Below are 17,327 nucleotides of genomic sequence, written 5' to 3'. Positions count from 1 at the left end.
GCACCCGCCGGGAGCGGACAATCAGCATCGCGCGCGGCTCAGCCAATACTGCCGTCAAAACCGCCATCGCAGGCATCATGACCCAGCGCGCCGATCAGCCGGCCATCGGCTTCCCGGACGGATTCAAACACGTAACAGCTCATCTGCGCATCAGGCATGGCGGAACGGACGAAGATCGGGTCGCCCTCGCCGAGCACGGCATCGGCGGCGTCGATCGGGCGCAGGGAATTGACGCGGTGGCCGTCCTCGCGCGTGGCGCATTCCCAGCTGGCGCCGTCGCGGTCAACCAGGCGGATCCCGGTGGCGCCGCCAGACAGGGTGTAGGCGAGCGAGATGTGATCGGCATTGCCCGACATTTCCGCCAGGCAGGCATCGATGGCCGGCAGGTATTGCGCGAGATAATTGGACCAGCGATCAACCGGTGCCGTCTCCGAGGCACAGCCGCGGATCTCGCTCATACCCATGCGCACTTTGGCGAAATAGGGATGGGTCGCACCATCGCCAGCATGGCAAGGCCCGGCCTGGAGCTCGACAGTGACAGGCCGGCCGGTATCGGCCAGACCCTCATAGCGGCGCACTCCGCCGTCGAGATAGGGCATGGCGATCAAGAGTTCGGCTCGCGCGGCACCACTCTCAAGTCCGTCGAGACCGAGATCAACGCGCACTTCGCCGCCGACTGTTTCAAACACCATCCGCCCCTGCCAGCTTTCGCCTGTGAGGCGATAGCCAATGCGGGTATCGGCCGAGCGATTGGCCCGGGAGGGCGCGTAGTCAAAGGCGCTGTTCGATACGCTGCCGCCAACGCCGCCACCTGTGCTCGCGCACGCCGTCAGACCGGCACAGACCAGTGCCGCCACCCATAACTGTTTCATCGACATCCCCCGGAATTCACGATTACCTTGCCGGGGCTTATATCACGAAGCGGTGCAGGGCAGAATCGGGAATCTCCGCCGGTCTGCTGCCGCCCGCAAGGTGGCCGGCCCTGTGCGACGTCCAGGACTACCCACAGACCTCCACACAGGATTTCCACAGACTTGTCCACAGCCTCAAATGCTGCTGGTGAAGTGCTCGGCGAGATGATCCACAAACAGGCGGACCCGGTGGGTGAGATAGCGGCTCGACGGGAACACAGCCCACAGATTGCGGTGGTCCGGTTCCCAGTCGGGCAGGAGCGGCACGACGCGGCCATCGTCCAGCGCGGCCTGGGCGGCATAACGCGGCGAGCAGGCAATGCCGACACCGGCGGCGGCGGCCTCGATCGCAGCGCTGGCGCCATTCAGGGTCAGACGGCCGGAGACGCGCACATCGGTCTCCTCGCTGCCGCGGGTGAATTTGAGTTGTTGCGGCGCCGGCTTGTTGCGGTCGATGATGATGTCGTGCGTCGCCAGTTCGGAAGGATGCCGGGGCGTGCCGCGTGCGTCGAGATAGGCCGGCGAGGCGACCAGGCTCATACAGGCCGGCGCCAGGCGGCGGGCGATCAGGGCGCTGTCATCAAGATTGCCGATCCGCACGCCGACATCGAAGCCCTCCTCGACCAGATCGACCATGCGGTCGACCAGCGAGAGCCGCACCTCGACCCCGGGCCATTGCGCCATGAAGCTGGCGATGGGGTGCATCAGCTGGCGCGCCCCGAAATCGACCGAAGCCGTCACCCGCAACAGGCCGGCCGGCGCTGAGCGCGCATCCGCGACACCTTCTTCCAGCGCATCATATTCGCCCAGCCAGGGCCGCACGCGATCGAGCAGGGCGGCGCCCGCCTCGGTCAGCCGGACCGACCGCGTCGTGCGCTCGAACAGGCGGGCCTGCAGCCGGGATTCCAGGGCGGTGATCTGTTTCGATGCGGCGCCGGGCGTGATGCCCTCGCGCTCGGCGGCCTGGGTGAAACTGCCCAGCTCGGCGACAGAGGAGAAGAGCCGCAAGGCGTCGATCCGGTCCATTATTTCCTCAAGCGATAAAGCGAAGCGAATTCATGCGGCATTGCCCCGTTGCGATCAAGAGCGGATCAGCCCCGGACGAGTTTGTAATTCTCGCGTTTGAGCCGGATGGGGAGTTCAAAACCGATCAATTTTGCTGCACCTATGCTGCGCAGCATTTTCTCGGCTGACTGCCGCGCCTCGCCGTCCAGGCCGGCGAGATGATCGGTGACACGTTGCAGCATCCAGAGTGGGTAGGGGAAGATGGCCCGGTCGGTCTCGACGACAGTGTCGCCGTGTCCGATCATGGCTTTGTTGAATCCGAAAATGCGCGGCAATTCAGAGGCATCCGGGTTTTCTTCGGACCATTCGGCCAGCGCCCTGGCGGTGCCCAGCAGAACCGGCAATTGCTGCGCCGCGAACATTTCCAGCATCGGCATCAGGGTTGGCGGAATGTCGTCATCCTCGAGGAAATCACCCGTCAGGGCGTGCTGCGGTGCATGGGTGCGCCGGGCCCAGTCGGCAACGCGCGGCGCCAGTCTTTCCATGATTTCGCCGGAGGCCGGATCGCGCAGCAAATGCGCGTAGAGCGGTCCGAGAAAACCGTAATCACCGATCGAGGGCCGCGAGCCGAACAGGAAGTCATGCTGCTCCAGATGCGCTTCGAACGCGGCAAGAAACGCTTCGAACGAAGCTTCCACGGCGGCGACGCTATCGGGCGCGATACCCAGCACCGGGAGTGCGCCGGAGAAGAAGTCGACCGATTTCTGGACCGCCGCAAGACGCTCCTCCGGCGGCAGGTCCGGATAGGAGGTCGCGCCAAATTCCGCCTGGGCGAAATCGCGATTATAGGCCCAGCGATAATGCATCGCCGGAATGACCAGCCACTCATCGCCGAACAGTTCAAGGATCAGCGCCGCCAGCTTCTGCACCGGTCCGTCCGGATAGACCGAAGGCCCCGGCTCGTGCGCCTCGACATAGTCGATGATCTCGGTCGTGTCCTGCACGGCGCGACCACGTGCACTACCGTCGTCATGCAGCAGGACCGGGACAACAGGCCAGCCAATGCGCGGCAGGATAACCGACTTGTAAGCCTCAACCGTCGAGAGTTGCTCGCGGAAAGCCACATTCTTCCAGCGCAGATAGCCGCGCACCTTGCCGGTATAGAGCGAAACTGCGGTGCCGATCAGCGTATAGGTCATGGCGAGACTCCCTTATGTTTTCAGGAGTTTGGACGCTTGCTGAACGCAGCGCAAGCGGCATCCTGTCAACGGGAAGACCGCCTGATTCCAGGCCGGAGAATCTGTAGAAAGGCCAACCCTGGCCGGGGTCAGCCCCCGGCGCGCGCCGCCCCTAGCGCGCGACGCGGTTCTTGTGGGCAATCAGCTGGGCATCGGTCAGCGATTGCGACGCCATCATGGCAGTGTCGACCTGGGAACCACCATAGCGCTGCGCCCCATTGGTCTCCTGGATCGCTGTCCAGGCCTGCCAGCCCATACTGCCGGTCAAGGCAATCGCCAAAGCCCAGGAAGCAAGCGCGACAAGCCGCGCAGAAGAGTGCCACGTCATTCGGCCAAAACGGGTCATGCGCAATTCCATGTCGCGACTCACTCCAGTGAGACGCCTCATCTTCGTCCCTTCGCAACACCGCGCATGTCATATTTGATTAATGAAAGGTTTACAGACGGTTGGCCGCCTGGACGGCGGTCATGAAAAAGGCCGGCCCGGAAAACCGGACCGGCCTGTTCTCATGTCAAACCATCGCTGCCAATCAGGCGGCAGCAGATTCCTTGCCGAAACGGCCGTAGAAAGTTTCACCCTTCTTGGCCATTTCGCGCAGCAGGGCCGGCACGGCGAACTGGTCGCCATAGGCCTTTGCCAGCTCATCGGCACGCTTGACGAAGGCCGCGGCCCCCACCGTGTCGATGAAGCTCAGCGCGCCGCCGGTATAGGGCGCAAAGCCCCAGCCGAGGATGGAGCCGACATCGGCTTCACGTGGATCCTGGACAATGCCCTCTTCCATACAGCGCGCCGCTTCGAGCGCCTGGGTGTAGAGGATACGATCCTTGATCTCGTCGGCAGATGGCTGCTCTTCAGCGTATTTTCCGCCCGGAGCGAATTGCTCCAGCTCAGGCCAGAGACGCTTGGGCTGGCCCTTTTCGGCCGGATAATCGTAGAAGCCCTTGGCGTTCTTGCGGCCAAAACGCTCATATTCCTCGACCATTTTGAACAGGATCGGCTCGGTCGGGGATGGCTTGTAGTCAGCCCCGAGATCGGCCTTGGTCTGCTTGATCAGCTTCACGCCAAGATCGAGGGCAACCTCGTCCTGCAGGGAGAGCGGACCAACCGGCATGCCGGCCATACGGGTGGCATTCTCGATCAGGGCCGGCTTGATACCTTCAGCGAGCATATTCATGCCCTCGCCGATGAAGCGCATGACGCAACGATTGGCGTAGAAGCCACGCGTATCGGCGACCACGATCGGGGTTTTCTTGATCTTGGTGACGAAATCGATCGCGCGTGACAGGGCATAATCGCCCGTCTTCTCGCCCATGATGATCTCGACCAGGTTCATCTTCTCGACCGGCGAGAAGAAATGGATGCCGATATACTGGTCAGGCCGCTTGGAAGCGGTGGCCAGGGATGTGATCGGGATCGAGGAAGTGTTGGAGCCGAACACGGCGCCTTCAGGAATGACATCCTCGGCCATTTTGGTGATCTTGTGCTTGAGTTCGGAATTCTCGAACACGGCCTCGACGACCAGATCGACATCCTTCAACAGGTTGTAATCGGTGGTCGGGGTGATCATGCCGGCCAGTTTGTCAGCCTTTTCCTGGCTCAGCTTGCCGCGCTTCACGCCGCCGGCAAAATGATCCATCGCATGCTGCTTGCCCTTCTCGGCGCCCTCTTGCGTGGCGTCGATCAGGACAATCTCGATCCCGGCCTGGACCGAAACCGTGGCAATGCCCGCACCCATAAAGCCGGCACCGATGACGCCGACCTTCTTGATCTCGCCCTTGGACTGGCTGGCCGGACGACGGCCACCCTTGTCGAGCGCCTGCTTTGACAGGAAGATCGAGCGGATCATGTTGCGGCTTTCAGGCCGCAGCATCAGCTTGGTGAAATAGCGGCTCTCGATCTTGATCGCCTCATCCATGGAGACCTGTGAGCCTTCATAGACGCAGGACAGGATGTAACGCTGGGCCGGGTAATTACCGTAGGTGGTCTTGCGCAGCATCGGGCTGGCAGCGCCGAACATTTGCGCACCGGCTGGATGGTAGGGGCCACCACCGGGGAAGCGGAACTTGTCGGCATCCCAGGGCTGTTTGGACTCGAGCTTGTTTTCCTTGACCAATTCCTTGGCCTTGGCGACCAGCTCGGCCATTGGCACGACGGCGTGGACAATGCCCTGGGCCAGAGCCGTATTGGCGTCGATCTGCTTGCCTTGCAGCAGGATTGGCGCGGCATTCATCAGACCGACCAGGCGCGGCAGACGCTGGGTGCCACCACCGCCAGGCAGAACGCCGACCATGGCTTCGGGCAGGCCCAGCTTGGCCTTGGAATTATCCGACGGCATGACGCGGTAATGACAGGCCAGGGCGATCTCGAAGCCACCGCCCAGGGCGAGGCCATTGATCGCGGCCGCAACCGGCTTGCCACAGGTTTCCAGTGCCCGGAAAGTCCTGTTGAGACGGAAGCATTGCTCGAACAGCTTGGCCTTCATCTCGTCTTCGGGAAGCTTGGCCAGTTCAGCCGCAGACCCACCCAGTTCGGACAGATCGGCACCGGCGCAAAACGCATCCTTGCCGGAAGTGATGACCGCGCCCTTGACGCTGTCATCCGAGCTGATCTTGGCTGTCAGCGTATCGAAATCCGCCATGACGTCGGCGGAAATGACATTCATCGACTTGCCGGGGCTGTCGAAGGTGATGAGAGCAATGCCGTCGCTATCGATCTCGAATGTGAAGTTTTTCATCTCTAATATCTCCTGATCGATCCGATTAGACGCGTTCAATAATGGTCGCGGTGCCCATGCCGCCGCCGACGCAGAGCGTGGCGAGGCCGGTTTCCTTGTCGGTCCGCTCCATTTCGTCGAGCAGCGTGCCAAGGATCATCGCGCCGGTAGCACCGAGCGGGTGACCCATGGCGATCGAGCCGCCATTGACGTTCATGATGTCGTGCGGAATTTCATAGGCCTGCATCAGGCGCAGCACGACGGCGGCAAACGCCTCATTGAGCTCCCACAGATCGATATCCTTCGACGACATGCCGGCTTTCTTCAAAGCCTTGGCGGTGACGGCGACCGGACCGGTCAGCATGATGGTGGGTTCGGAACCAATCGAGGCCATCGAGCGGATACGCGCCCGTGGCTTGAGGCCGGCCTTGAGGCCCGCTTCCTTGGAACCGATCAACACGGCCGATGAACCATCGACGATACCGGAGGAATTGCCGCCGGTATGGACCCAGTTGAGATATTCGATATCGGGATAGCGCTGCAGCGCCACGGCTTCGAAGCCGACGAAATCAGACATGTCCTTGAAGGCCGATTTCAGGCTGCCGAGCGCCTGCATGTCGGTGCCAGGACGCATGTGTTCGTCATGGTCGAGAATGGTCAGGCCGAGCTGGTCCTTGACCGGCACGATGGATTTTTTGAACCGGCCCTCTTTCCAGGCCTGGGCCGAGCGACGCTGACTTTCCATCGCATAGGCATCGACATCGTCGCGGCTGAAGCCGTGCTTGGTGGCAATCAGGTCGGCGGAAATGCCCTGCGGCACGATGTAGTGATCAAAGCTCATTTCCGGATCGACGCCCATGGCACCGCCATCGGAACCCATTGGTACTCGGCTCATGGATTCAACGCCGGAGCCGATCGCGAAATCAGCTTCGCCGCACATCACCTTGGCAGCCGCCAGATTGACCGCTTCCAGGCCCGAGGCACAGAAACGATTGACCTGGAAACCGGCCGTGCTTTCAGCATAGCCGGCATTGATCACGGCCGAGCGCGCGATGTCCGCGCCTTGCTCACCCACCGGCGAGACACAGCCCATGATGACATCATCGACCAGCGCCGTATCGAGCCCGTTGCGGTCGCGGATCGCCTGCAACTGCTGGGTCGCCAATTGCAGCGCCGTAATGGCGTTGAGCGCGCCATTCTTCTTCTTGCCGCGCGGCGTACGAACGGCGTCATAGATATAAGCTTCGGTCATGTAACGTCCTTTCCCGTATTCGGGTTGAATGCTCTATCGACTGGGTTTCTTGGTTTCTGAAAGTCGCTTTCGTCCCCGCCCCGACGGGGAAATGGCGCGGACGAAGTCCGGGCCGATGGGGCCGCAGCCGCAGGCTGCGGGGATAGGTTCGTACGAGACACCGCCGCTTCGCGGTCGAGATTGATGAGCGCCTCGGCGATCTGGGTCAGAACGCCGTCGAGATTGCTGTAGACATCGACATTGAAGCATCGAATGACTGTCCAGCCTTGCGCTTCAAGGAAGCGCGTACGGCGCCGATCGTGAGCGATTTCCTCCGGCGTTCCGTGCGTGCCGCCATCGACTTCAACGATCAGCTTCAGCGCAACGCAGGCGAAGTCCGCAACATAAGGCCCGATGGGGTGCTGGCGCCGGAAGCGGTGCCCGCACAAATCGCGCTTGCGCAAATGCACCCAGAGCTTCACTTCGGCATTTGTCATCTCGCGACGCAATCGCTTCGCCAGCTTTCGGGAGCGCTCGGTGCCCGGGCGCAACGCACCCCCTTCGGTTTCGCTGACGCTCAACCACTTCCCCCGCAGGCGGGGGAAGACGAAGTCGAAATCGTCATTTCGTCCTCCCCCATTCATGGGGGAGGTGCCGGCGCAGCCGGCGGAGGGGGCCTGCGCGGATGACATCATCATTCTTCCGCCCCCACTTCAGTCATATGGTGGGCGACAGCGTTTTCGCCACGCGCTTCGAGCGCCTTGGCGATCAGCATGCGTTCCCTGGCCGGCTTGTTCTGCGACAGCTTGGCCTTGCCCTCGAGGCGGGCAATCTTGAATTCGAACGCCTGGATGGCGCTCTCGAGCCGGACGCGTTGGCCCAGCTCGATATTGGTGATGCGCCAATCGGACTCGAAATCAGCGATCTGTGCCGAGAGCGAGCGTTCCGCCGCCTCGCCTTCGAGCGGGATGAAATGCCCGAACGCATGCACCGCCATGTAATTCCACGTCGGCACATTATTGTTGGGGTCCGAATACCAGGTCGGCGAGACATAGGCATGCGGACCGGAGAAGATCGCCACCGCTTCCTTGCCATCGCGGATCGCCTGGGCAATCGGATTGGCCTGGGCGACATGGCCGATCAGCATCTGGCGGCCATCATCAAGCTTGAGCGGAATATGCGTCGCCGCCAGATCCGGCTCACCGGGCACCAGCACGATGGCGAAATCATAGGCCCGCATCAACGCTGAAAGCGAAGCCTGGTCTTCGATGCGGAAGTATTTTGGCGTGTACATTGTTCGCGTCCAATAAGCCCTAGAGCGACCTGGCGATCAGCAGTTTCATGATCTCGTTCGTGCCGCCATAGATACGCTGGACGCGGCTGTCGCGCCACATTTTGGCGATCGGATATTCATTCATGAAGCCGTAGCCGCCATGCAGCTGGACGCATTCATCGACGACCTCGTTCTGGACGTCAGAGACCCAGTATTTCGCCATCGAGGCGGTCGAGACATCGAGCGTGCCATTGAGCAGACGTTCGGAGCAATGGTGGACAAAGACTTCCGCCAGCGTCGCCTTGGTCTTGCATTCGGCGAGCTTGAACTGGGTGTTCTGGAATTTGATGATCGGGCGGCCGAAGGCTTCGCGTTCCTTCACATAGGCGATCGTCTCGATCAGGGCGCGCTTCATGACGCCGACACCCTGGACGGCGATCTGCAAGCGTTCCTGGGGCAATTGCTGCATCAGCTGGATGAAGCCCTGGCCCTCTTCCGGACCAAGCAGGGCACTGGCCGGAACCCAGACATTGTCGAAGAAGAGCTCGGCCGTGTCCTGGGATTTGAGGCCGACCTTGTCGAGCAGCTTGCCGCGGCGAAAACCGTCCAGCCCGTCGGTCTCGACGAGGAAGAGCGAGGTGCCGTCATAGCCTTTTGATGCATCGGTCTTGGCGACGACGATGATCAGATTGGCGGTACCGCCATTGGTGATGAAGGTCTTGGCGCCATTGATCCGGTAGCCATTGCCATCCTTGACGGCGGTGGTCTTGATCGCCTGCAGGTCGGAACCGGCATGCGGCTCGCTCATCGCGATGGCGCCGACCAGCTCGCCGGAGACCATTTGCGGCAGGATGGCGTGTTTTTGCTCTTCCGAGCCGTAATGCCAGATATAGGGCCCGATGATGGAGTTGTGCAGCGAAGCGCCCCAGCCACCGGTGCCGCGCATCGAGGCCTGCATGTGGAAGACATAGTCATGCCGCCAGTCGCCGCCGGCCCCGCCATATTCTTCCGGGCAGGACGGCACGAGCAGACCAGCCTCGCCGCCCTTGTACCAGAGCTCGCGGTCGACAATACCCGCCTTTTCCCAGCGCTCGGCATTGGGTGTGCATTCCTTTTCGAGGAAGCCGGCAACGGCTTCGGAAAAGATATTGACGTCTTCGCGGTCAAGCCAGGCCGGCTTGGGTACGTTCAACGGATCCTGCATATCACCCACTCCCCAGTGTTATGGTGCTCGTGTCGTTTTTATCGTGTTCGCTACTGCCTTCAGGCGTGGCCTCAGAACTCCTCGGCCGACAGCGCCATCATCGCATCGGCGCCGGTCTTGACCTTGGCCAGATGCATGGCGCCTTCGGGCACCCAGCGCTCGATGAAATAGACGCCGGTCTTGATCTTGTTGGCATAGATCGGATCGCTGTCACCGGCCGCGATTTTCGCCGCCGAAACCTTCGCCATCTTGGCCCACATATAGGTCAGGCAGGTCAGGCCGAAGAGCTGGAGATAATCATGCGAGGCGGCGCCGGCATGATCGAAATTCTTCAATCCATTCTCGACCAGCCAGTTGGTGGCCTCCTCGAGCTTGGCCTTACAATCGGCAACCGCGGCGATAAAGGGCTGCTCGCTTTCGCCGCCACCGGCGGCAACAAAGGCGTCGAGCTCGGCGAAGAAGCTCATGATCGGGCGCATGCCATTCATCGCCAGCTTGCGGCCGACCAGGTCGAGCGCCTGGATGCCGTTGGTGCCTTCATAGATCAGGGTGATGCGGGCATCGCGCAGCAATTGCGAGGCGCCCCACTCCTCGGTGAAGCCCGATCCGCCATGGATCTGCAACCCGCTGGAGACCATGTCGAAGCCCTTGCCGGTCAGATAGCCCTTCACCACCGGGGTGAGCAGAGCCATGTAATCACCGGCCTTCTCGCGCACTTTCGGATCGGATGCCTTCTCCTCGAGATCGCCCTGCAGCGCCGTCCAGAGCGCGAAACAGCGCGCACCTTCAACGAAGCTCTTCTGGTCCATCAGCATGCGGCGCACATCAGGGTGCACGATGATCGGATCGGCCGGGCCGTCCGGATTTTTCGGTCCGGTCAGGGAGCGGCCCTGGAGGCGGTCACGGGCAAAGCCCAGCGATTGCTGATAGGCGGCTTCGGCGAGGGCATAGCCCTGCAGGCCGACGCCGAGGCGGGCTTCATTCATCATGATAAACATGATTTTGAGGCCCTTGTTTTCCTCGCCGACCAGCCAGCCGGTGGCCTCGTCATAATCCATCACGCAGGTGGCATTGCCGTGAATGCCCATTTTCTCTTCCAGCCCGCCGCATTTCAGCGTGTTGCGGGCGCCGGGATTGCCGTCGCTATCGGGCAGGAATTTCGGAACCACGAAGAGGGAGATCCCCTTCACGCCGTCCGGTGCGCCTTCGATGCGGGCGATGACGAGGTGGATGATATTTTCCGCCATGTCGTGCTCGCCGGAGGAGATCCAGATCTTCTGGCCGGTAATCTTGTAGGAACCGTCCGCCTGGGGCACGGCCTTGGTGCGCAGCAGACCCAGATCGGTGCCGCAATGCGGTTCGGTTAGATTCATCGTCCCGCCCCACTGGCAGGAAATCATCTTCGGCAGATACAGGCGTTTCTGCTCGTCGCTGCCACCGGTGTGGAGGGCTGCGGCGGCGCCCAGGGTCAGGCCCGGATACATGCCGAACGCCATATTGGCGGCCGAAACCATTTCATTGAACGCCAGATTGAGTACATGCGGCAGGCCCTGGCCACCATATTCCGGGTCGGAGGACAGCGCTGTCCAGCCGCCTTCGGACATCTGCTTGAAGGCATCCTTGAAACCGGCCGGGGTTTTGACATTGCCATCCATGTCGCGAACGCAGCCCTCGACATCGCCGACATGCGAAAGCGGTGCGAGCACGCCCTCACAGAATTTCCCGCCCTCTTCGAGGATGGCATCAATGGTGTCTGCATCGGCATCGGCAAAGCCGGGAAGATCGCCGTATTGAGCCAGATTGAGCACATCATGGAGAATGAAACGCTGGTCACGAACCGGGGCGCGATAAGGGGTTGTCATGGTGAGATCTCCGATGGGGCGTAAGGGCAAAGTGGGTTGTAAGTGTTCAGGCTATTCCGCGTTCAGGCTCGACCAGGGATCGAGACGCGCCGCGGCCAGCGCCTCGAAAGCACGGGCACGGCGGCGCACATCTTCTGACGGCTCGCGGTCGGCGAGCCGGTCGCGCATCCAGTCGAGGCCGGCCTGCAGTTCGGCGATGGCGTGATCGACATCCTCGCGCTGTTGTTTGAGAACAGCCACACGCGCCTCGAACCGTTCGATCGCAGGCTCAAGCCGCTCGCGGCCACCCCGGTAGATCGGCTCAAGGTCGAGAATTTCCTTGATTTCGTCGAGCGCGAAACCAACGCGCTTGCCGCGCAGGATCAGCTCGATTCGCGCATGGTCGATCGCTGAATAGATGCGGCTGGCGCCGCGCCGGACCGGATGGATCATGCCCTTCTGCTCGTAAAAGCGCAGCGTGCGGGGCGTGACATCGAATTCCTGCGCGAGTTCGCGGATGGTGAATTCGGAATCGGGAGCGACCGGATCAATCATGCCATTCTTATGCGCACACGTTGACGCGAACGTCAACGTCATTTTGATTTTCCGCCACGAGACGCAGGTGTTTTTGCCGTCCCCCCTTCCCTCGAGGATCGCCGCGCGGCAATGTTGGGCCATGACCCGATCAACACGCCCCTGGCTGCTGGCCCTGCTCGCGCTTGCTGCCACCCCCGTCACCGCGCCGGCGCTTGCCCAGCAAGCCGCCGACGACCCGTTTTCTGTCGTCCAGCGGCGCCCGGTCGCGCCGGAGGAGACCATCGTTGAGATCCCGGTCTACGCGCCGGCCGGGGCGTTTTTGAGCCGCGAGGACTATCTGGCCGCCCGCGGCGGGACCGCGGAGCGCGTCCTGCGCACACGCTGGCGCATCGAACGCTTCGACCTCGACGGCACGGAGCAATCAGACGAGACGCGCGAAGTGGTCATTGGCGATGGCTATGTCACCGAGGCCACCGACCCCGGCGCGGCCGTGATCGATTTCAATCAGGAGCGCATCCTGACCCGGGTCGCGACCCCGACCGGACCGGTGATGCGCAACCGCCCGGTGATCGGCTATGTCCACCGCCAGATGGACACCTTCACCTTCTATACGCGTGGCGGCGAACTCGATGAGGTGACCGGCCCCGATGGCAGCCGGTTCGAACGCTTCTGGATTGAAGCCGCGATGGGCGTTCGGCTGGCCGAAGTCCCCATGCAGCTCACGACGACAGACGCCGGCGCGCAGGAAATCCGCCGCAATCCCGACGGCGCCGTCATTCTCGGCGTCACGCCTGGCGAGGACGGCAGCCCGGCCGATGTCGAACTTTTCCGGCGCTGGCTGCGCCACACGACACCGATCCATCCCGACGCCCTCAATATCATGAGTACGCTGACGGGCATTCCGGAGCGGTTTGGCTTCATCGTCTTCAGCCCGAGCAGCCCGGACGGCCGGCGCGAAGTCTGGAGCCGGCTCAGCGCCGGCGAGAGCACGGCGCGCTTTCCCTGGCCCGAGAATCTGCCCGCCGCGCCCGCCGCCGATTATGAATGGTCTGATCCGGAACTCGCATCCCTTGCCCATGCCGGCCTCAACGCAGCGGCCCACCCTGGCGGCAGCCCCGATGAAGCAGTTTTCCTCGATGCAGCACAGGCCGCCGCCAGCGCTGGCGACAAGCCCGGCGCGCTGCTGATGCTGTACCAGGCGTCCCATCACCTGGGCGCCTGCCCGGCACGCTCGACCGAACCCTTGTGCATGCGGATTTCCCAGCTCGTCGCCGCTGGCCTCGGCGACGAGCAATTCGAGGGATTGATGGCGACACTTGCAGCTCTGCAGGGTGACCGCGCCGCCGCGCTCGAGAGCCTGCGCCCCTATCTCGATCGTGGTGATCTGGCCGGTGCAGCCGCCAACCTGCTCGCCGCCGAGACCCTGGCAGCGCTGCGCACCTCTGACGCCGCCCACGCCCCGGAACTCGATCCGTTGAGCCTGTTCGCCGCCAGCGCCCAGGCCGACCCGCATTGCGCGCTGACCTATTGGCATGCGGGCCGATATGCGGCGAGCCAGGCCGATGTCGAATCAGCCTGGATGCTGTTTGATATCGCCGTCAGCGTGCCTGCCGCCGCAACGACACCGCCGGTTCGCGAAGCCGCGGTGATGAATGCGCAATTGCAGGCGATTGCGCCCAATTATTTCCGCCCGCCCCCGGCCCCGGTCGAGGCTGTGGTCGAAGTGCCCGTTGACGCCGCAGTCGGGGCGCCAGTCGAAGAGCCCGTCGAGGCATCGGACGAGACACCGGCCACGGATCCAGCCGGGACCGAAGCGGAAACAGAACCGCCCACCGACACAGATTAACGCCATTTACCCACAGGTTTTACGCCGCGTTAACCGAGTCGGAGCCTTGTTCAGACTCAGGATTTCGGCGTTTTGGCGTCGTTTTCCAGCATTGGGTGTGGAAACACTACATATAGCGTTACCAGCCTTGGTTTACACAATATTAACCGCCCGGTAGCTTGAGCCTGGGCAATTAGGTGAGCGATTCGCATGTCGTCTGCAGGTCCTTGGAGCGTCAAGGGAATCGATCCCCGCGCTCGGGCGCGTGCCAAGACGGCTGCGCGTCATGACGGGGTTACCCTGGGCGAGTGGCTCAACCGGGTAATTCTCGACGATTCCGATCCAGCCAATCCGCGCTGGGATGATGCGCTGGAAGGCTTTCCAGGCTTTGGCGGCGGCACCAGCCCGGCCGAACCGGGCGAAGACCGTCTGCTGCGCGCCATGGTCAACCGCCTCACCGAACGCATCGAAGCGGCCGAACACCAGTCCTCCCAAACACTCGGCAGTCTCGACAAGGCCATCAACCAGCTTGTCGACAAGGTCGGCCGCAGCAGCGAACGCCAGGCGGAACAGCTCGAGGAAACGCGCGAGGATCTCAGCCGGGTGCGTCAGGGCCAGGACGATCTGGCCGGCCGGATCGCGCAGATGGAATCCGGCCAGGCGACGGGCAATCCGGAAACCGGCAAGGCCATCGAAACAACCATCATGAAGCTGGCGCGCCGGCTCTATGAACATGAAAACGACATTGCCGCGCGGCTGCACGACACCGGCCAGCAGGTCAAGGAACAGGGCGAGGCTGCCCGCAAGTCTGCCGAAGCGCTGGCGCTGAAGCTCGAGCGGGCCGAACACCGCGCCGCCGACCTGGCCGACCAGGCCAAGCGCCGCGATGAGCGCTCGGGCGAAGTCCTCAACGGTCTGCACCGGGCAACCGACAGCCTGCGTCTGCGGGTCGAGGGCGCCGAGCGCCAGACCAATGATGCCGCGCGCGCGCTCGACACCACGGTCTCGCGTCTCGAAGACCGGCTGAAAACACTGGAATCGCGCAATTCCGGCGACAATGTCGAACTGGAACGCCGCTTCGACCGCCTGTCCAGCGAAGTCGCCGGCATGATTGCCGAGACCCGCTCCCAGCTCGCCAGCGCCCTGAGCAATGTCGCCGCCGAGCCCCGGGTCGACCGGCTCGAGAACGCGCTTACCCAGGCACTGGGCCGCATTGATGATGCCGAACGCCGCCAGGGCGATGGCATGCACAAGCTCGGCAATGAGCTGACCAAGCTGGCCGGCGCCATCGAGCGCCGCTTGACCGAGAATGAGCGCCGCACCCAGGACGCCCTGCGCGATACGCGCTCGGAGCAGAATATCGACCGCCGGCTGGATGATGTCCGGCAGGAGGGCAAAGAATCGCTGCGCCGGATGGGTGATGAAGTCACTCGTATGGGCAAGGCCCTGGCCGAACGCATCAGCCATGCCGAAGCGCAATCGTCCACCGCGGTTGCCGCCGCGACCGACCGTATGGCCGAGGTCATCGCCCGGCTGGACGAAAAGAAAGCGGCCTCCGACGAGGCGCTCGCCGACCGGTTGCGCCAGTCCGAGGAGCGGACCGCCCAGCGCATCGAGGATGCGATGAGTGGCGTCAAGGATCGCCTCGCCACGGTGCGTGCCGATACAGAAGAAGTCCTCTCGCCCGTACAGCGCGCCATGTCGGCCCTGGCCGACCGGCTTGAAGCCATCGAGGCGCGCAAGCAGGACGACGAGGCGAAAGCCGTCGCTGACGCCGAAATGGCGGCTGAGGTCGACGCGGCAGCAGACGCTGAGGCAAGCACCGAGGCGGCCGCGCCGGAGCCAGAGGTCGAAGCGATCGATTTCGATATGCCACTGGCACCGCCGCCCCAGGCCGAAACGCCACGCAGTCACTACGCGCCCGACGAAGCCGATCCGTTTCTCGTGCCCGAGACGGCACCGCAGCTACAAGCGCCCGCTCAACCGCTGGCGGCACCGGTCTTGCGCGCGCCGCAGGCCGCCGCTGAGCCCGCTGCTCAGCCGGCACCAGAACCGCGCCCGGTTGCCGCTGTCATTGCGACGCAATCAACGCATTCCCATCCCGTGCGGCCGGCCGCCGAGCCCGCACGCCAGGCAGCAGCCCGGCCCGCGCCGCAGCCGATACCGGCCCCGGCACCACAGCCGACAGCTCAACCCGCACCCCGGCCCGCACAGCGCATCGGTGCCACAGCGGATGCCGACTTCCTCGCCTCGGCGCGCGAACGCACCCGCACCCAGAGCTCAACAACCGATTATGATCACGGCAGCCGCCCCTCCAAGCTTGGCCGCACCCTGCTCATCGCCCTGCCCGTCATCGCGCTCGTCATGCTCGGCGGTGCCGGCGCCATCCTGGTTTGGGAAGCCATTCGCGGCGACGCTGCCAGCCAGGCCGCGAATGCGGTGCAGGAGCGCAGCTTCGTTGCCTCGGTCGAGGCCGGGTTTGCCACCGCAGACCCTGCTGCACCCGGTGCAGCCGTGCCCGCAGGCTCCACCGATCCGGCCGCGACCGAAGCCGCGCCTGGCCCTGCCGTTAATTCCAGCGAGCCTGTCACAGCCAACACCGGCGACAATACAGGCGAGCGTCAGCCGGCGCCCGCCAATGCCGTCGCCGACGCTTCGGGCAGCACCATCCCGCTCACCGCGCCCGCTCCCCAGGAGCCCAGCCGCACCGCCCCCCAGCGCAGCACCACAAATGGTGGCGCGAACACGCTCGAAAGCGCCGCAGCTGATGGCAATCCCGTGGCGCGCTATATGCTCGGCATGCGCAGTCTTGATGCCGGTGACACCGCCACCGCCGCCATCCTGCTGCGCCGCGCCGCCGAACAGGGCGTGCCTTCAGCGCAATACCGCTATGGCAAATTGCTCGAGACCGGCGAAGGGGTCGGCATCGATCTGGAAGCGGCCCGCCGCTGGACCGAACGCGCCGCCAATGCCGGCCACCGCCGGGCGATGCATAATCTGGCCGTGATGCATTACTACGGCACCGGCACAGCCGTGAATTTCGACGAGGCTGCCCGCTGGTTCCAGGAGGCCGCCCTGCTCGGCCTGCGCGACTCCCAGTTCAATCTCGCCCTGTTGTTCGAGAGCGGCCAGGGTGTGCCGTTGAGCGTGCCCGATGCCTTCACCTGGTATTCCATCGCCGCCAGCGAGTCTGACCCGACCGCCTCCCAGCGCGCCGCCGCGCTCGAGGAAATGATGGAGCCGGCCGCCCTCGTGGAAGCCCGCCGTATCATCACCTCCTTCCAGCCGCGTCCTATCGATGCCCAGGCCAACGGCCTCTATCGCGACCTGCCCTGGGAACAGGCACCGATTGCCAACTCCAATGATATCTACCGCGCCCAGGGCTTCCTGGCCGCCCTGGGCTATTCGCCCGGACCGATTGACGGCATGATCGGTGGCCAGACCTATGATGCGGTGATGGCGTTCGAAGCCGACCAGGGATTACCGCAAACCGGGCGTGTCGATTCCGGCCTGCTCGACCGGCTCGAACGCGCTGCGGCGGGGTAGCG

Annotated in this window: 13 protein-coding genes; 2 read left to right on the top strand and 11 right to left on the bottom strand. The window is 63.4% G+C overall.

Translation table 11 applies throughout. From position 1 onward, the window contains the following. Positions 1-38 precede the first annotated feature (38 nt). From BLT42_RS07955 to BLT42_RS07905, 11 genes are all read right to left on the bottom strand, one after another. Positions 39-872, bottom strand: coding sequence for a hypothetical protein (locus BLT42_RS07955; RefSeq protein ID WP_143024085.1), 834 nt, complete (start codon positions 870-872; stop codon positions 39-41). Between the two features lie 174 nt (positions 873-1,046). After that, a complete protein-coding gene (locus BLT42_RS07950; protein WP_091769499.1) occupies positions 1,047-1,937 on the bottom strand; it encodes a LysR family transcriptional regulator in 891 nt (296 codons plus the stop codon). Between the two features lie 65 nt (positions 1,938-2,002). Beyond that, positions 2,003-3,115, bottom strand: coding sequence for a glutathione S-transferase family protein (locus tag BLT42_RS07945; RefSeq protein WP_091769496.1), 1,113 nt, complete (start codon positions 3,113-3,115; stop codon positions 2,003-2,005). Between the two features lie 151 nt (positions 3,116-3,266). Beyond that, on the bottom strand, positions 3,267-3,500 hold the full coding sequence (locus BLT42_RS15125; protein ID WP_233342385.1) for a hypothetical protein: 234 nt from the start codon (positions 3,498-3,500) through the stop codon (positions 3,267-3,269). A gap of 184 nt (positions 3,501-3,684) precedes the next feature. Continuing rightward, entirely contained in the window at positions 3,685-5,889 is a 2,205-nt protein-coding gene (locus BLT42_RS07935) for a 3-hydroxyacyl-CoA dehydrogenase NAD-binding domain-containing protein (protein ID WP_091769490.1), read from the bottom strand. Between the two features lie 25 nt (positions 5,890-5,914). Then, positions 5,915-7,120: an acetyl-CoA C-acetyltransferase gene (locus BLT42_RS07930; protein ID WP_091769487.1), complete on the bottom strand. Its 1,206-nt coding sequence runs from the start codon at positions 7,118-7,120 to the stop codon at positions 5,915-5,917. Further along, entirely contained in the window at positions 7,117-7,797 is a 681-nt protein-coding gene (locus BLT42_RS07925) for an endonuclease domain-containing protein (RefSeq protein ID WP_233342384.1), read from the bottom strand. Before BLT42_RS07925 ends, BLT42_RS07930 begins: the two co-directional genes overlap by 4 nt. Continuing rightward, positions 7,794-8,393 carry an FMN-binding negative transcriptional regulator gene (locus BLT42_RS07920; RefSeq protein WP_091769484.1) on the bottom strand — a complete coding sequence of 200 codons (600 nt, stop codon included), beginning with the start codon at positions 8,391-8,393 and terminating at the stop codon, positions 7,794-7,796. The genes BLT42_RS07925 and BLT42_RS07920 overlap by 4 nt, the downstream gene beginning before the upstream one ends. A 19-nt stretch (positions 8,394-8,412) precedes the next feature. Next, positions 8,413-9,576, bottom strand: coding sequence for an acyl-CoA dehydrogenase family protein (locus BLT42_RS07915; protein ID WP_091769481.1), 1,164 nt, complete (start codon positions 9,574-9,576; stop codon positions 8,413-8,415). Positions 9,577-9,647: 71 nt separating this feature from the next. Beyond that, positions 9,648-11,438, bottom strand: a complete 1,791-nt coding sequence (locus BLT42_RS07910) for an acyl-CoA dehydrogenase C-terminal domain-containing protein (protein WP_091769478.1) — start codon at positions 11,436-11,438, stop codon at positions 9,648-9,650. 51 nt (positions 11,439-11,489) lie between these two features. Beyond that, positions 11,490-11,972 carry a MerR family transcriptional regulator gene (locus tag BLT42_RS07905; protein WP_091769476.1) on the bottom strand — a complete coding sequence of 161 codons (483 nt, stop codon included), beginning with the start codon at positions 11,970-11,972 and terminating at the stop codon, positions 11,490-11,492. A 121-nt stretch (positions 11,973-12,093) separates the two neighbouring features. Here BLT42_RS07905 and BLT42_RS07900 point away from each other — a divergent pair, with 121 nt between their 5' ends. Both BLT42_RS07900 and BLT42_RS07895 read left to right on the top strand, forming a co-directional pair. Then, positions 12,094-13,800 (top strand): hypothetical protein, encoded by a 1,707-nt coding sequence (locus tag BLT42_RS07900; RefSeq protein ID WP_091769473.1) that lies wholly within the window; start codon positions 12,094-12,096, stop codon positions 13,798-13,800. A gap of 189 nt (positions 13,801-13,989) precedes the next feature. Beyond that, a complete protein-coding gene (locus tag BLT42_RS07895) occupies positions 13,990-17,325 on the top strand; it encodes an SEL1-like repeat protein (RefSeq protein ID WP_091769470.1) in 3,336 nt (1,111 codons plus the stop codon). Positions 17,326-17,327: the final 2 nt, after the last annotated feature.

The sequence above is a fragment of the Maricaulis salignorans genome, assembly GCF_900103475.1.
GTDB classification, from domain to species: domain Bacteria; phylum Pseudomonadota; class Alphaproteobacteria; order Caulobacterales; family Maricaulaceae; genus Maricaulis; species Maricaulis salignorans.
This window is presented reverse-complemented; position numbering and strand designations above follow the sequence as displayed.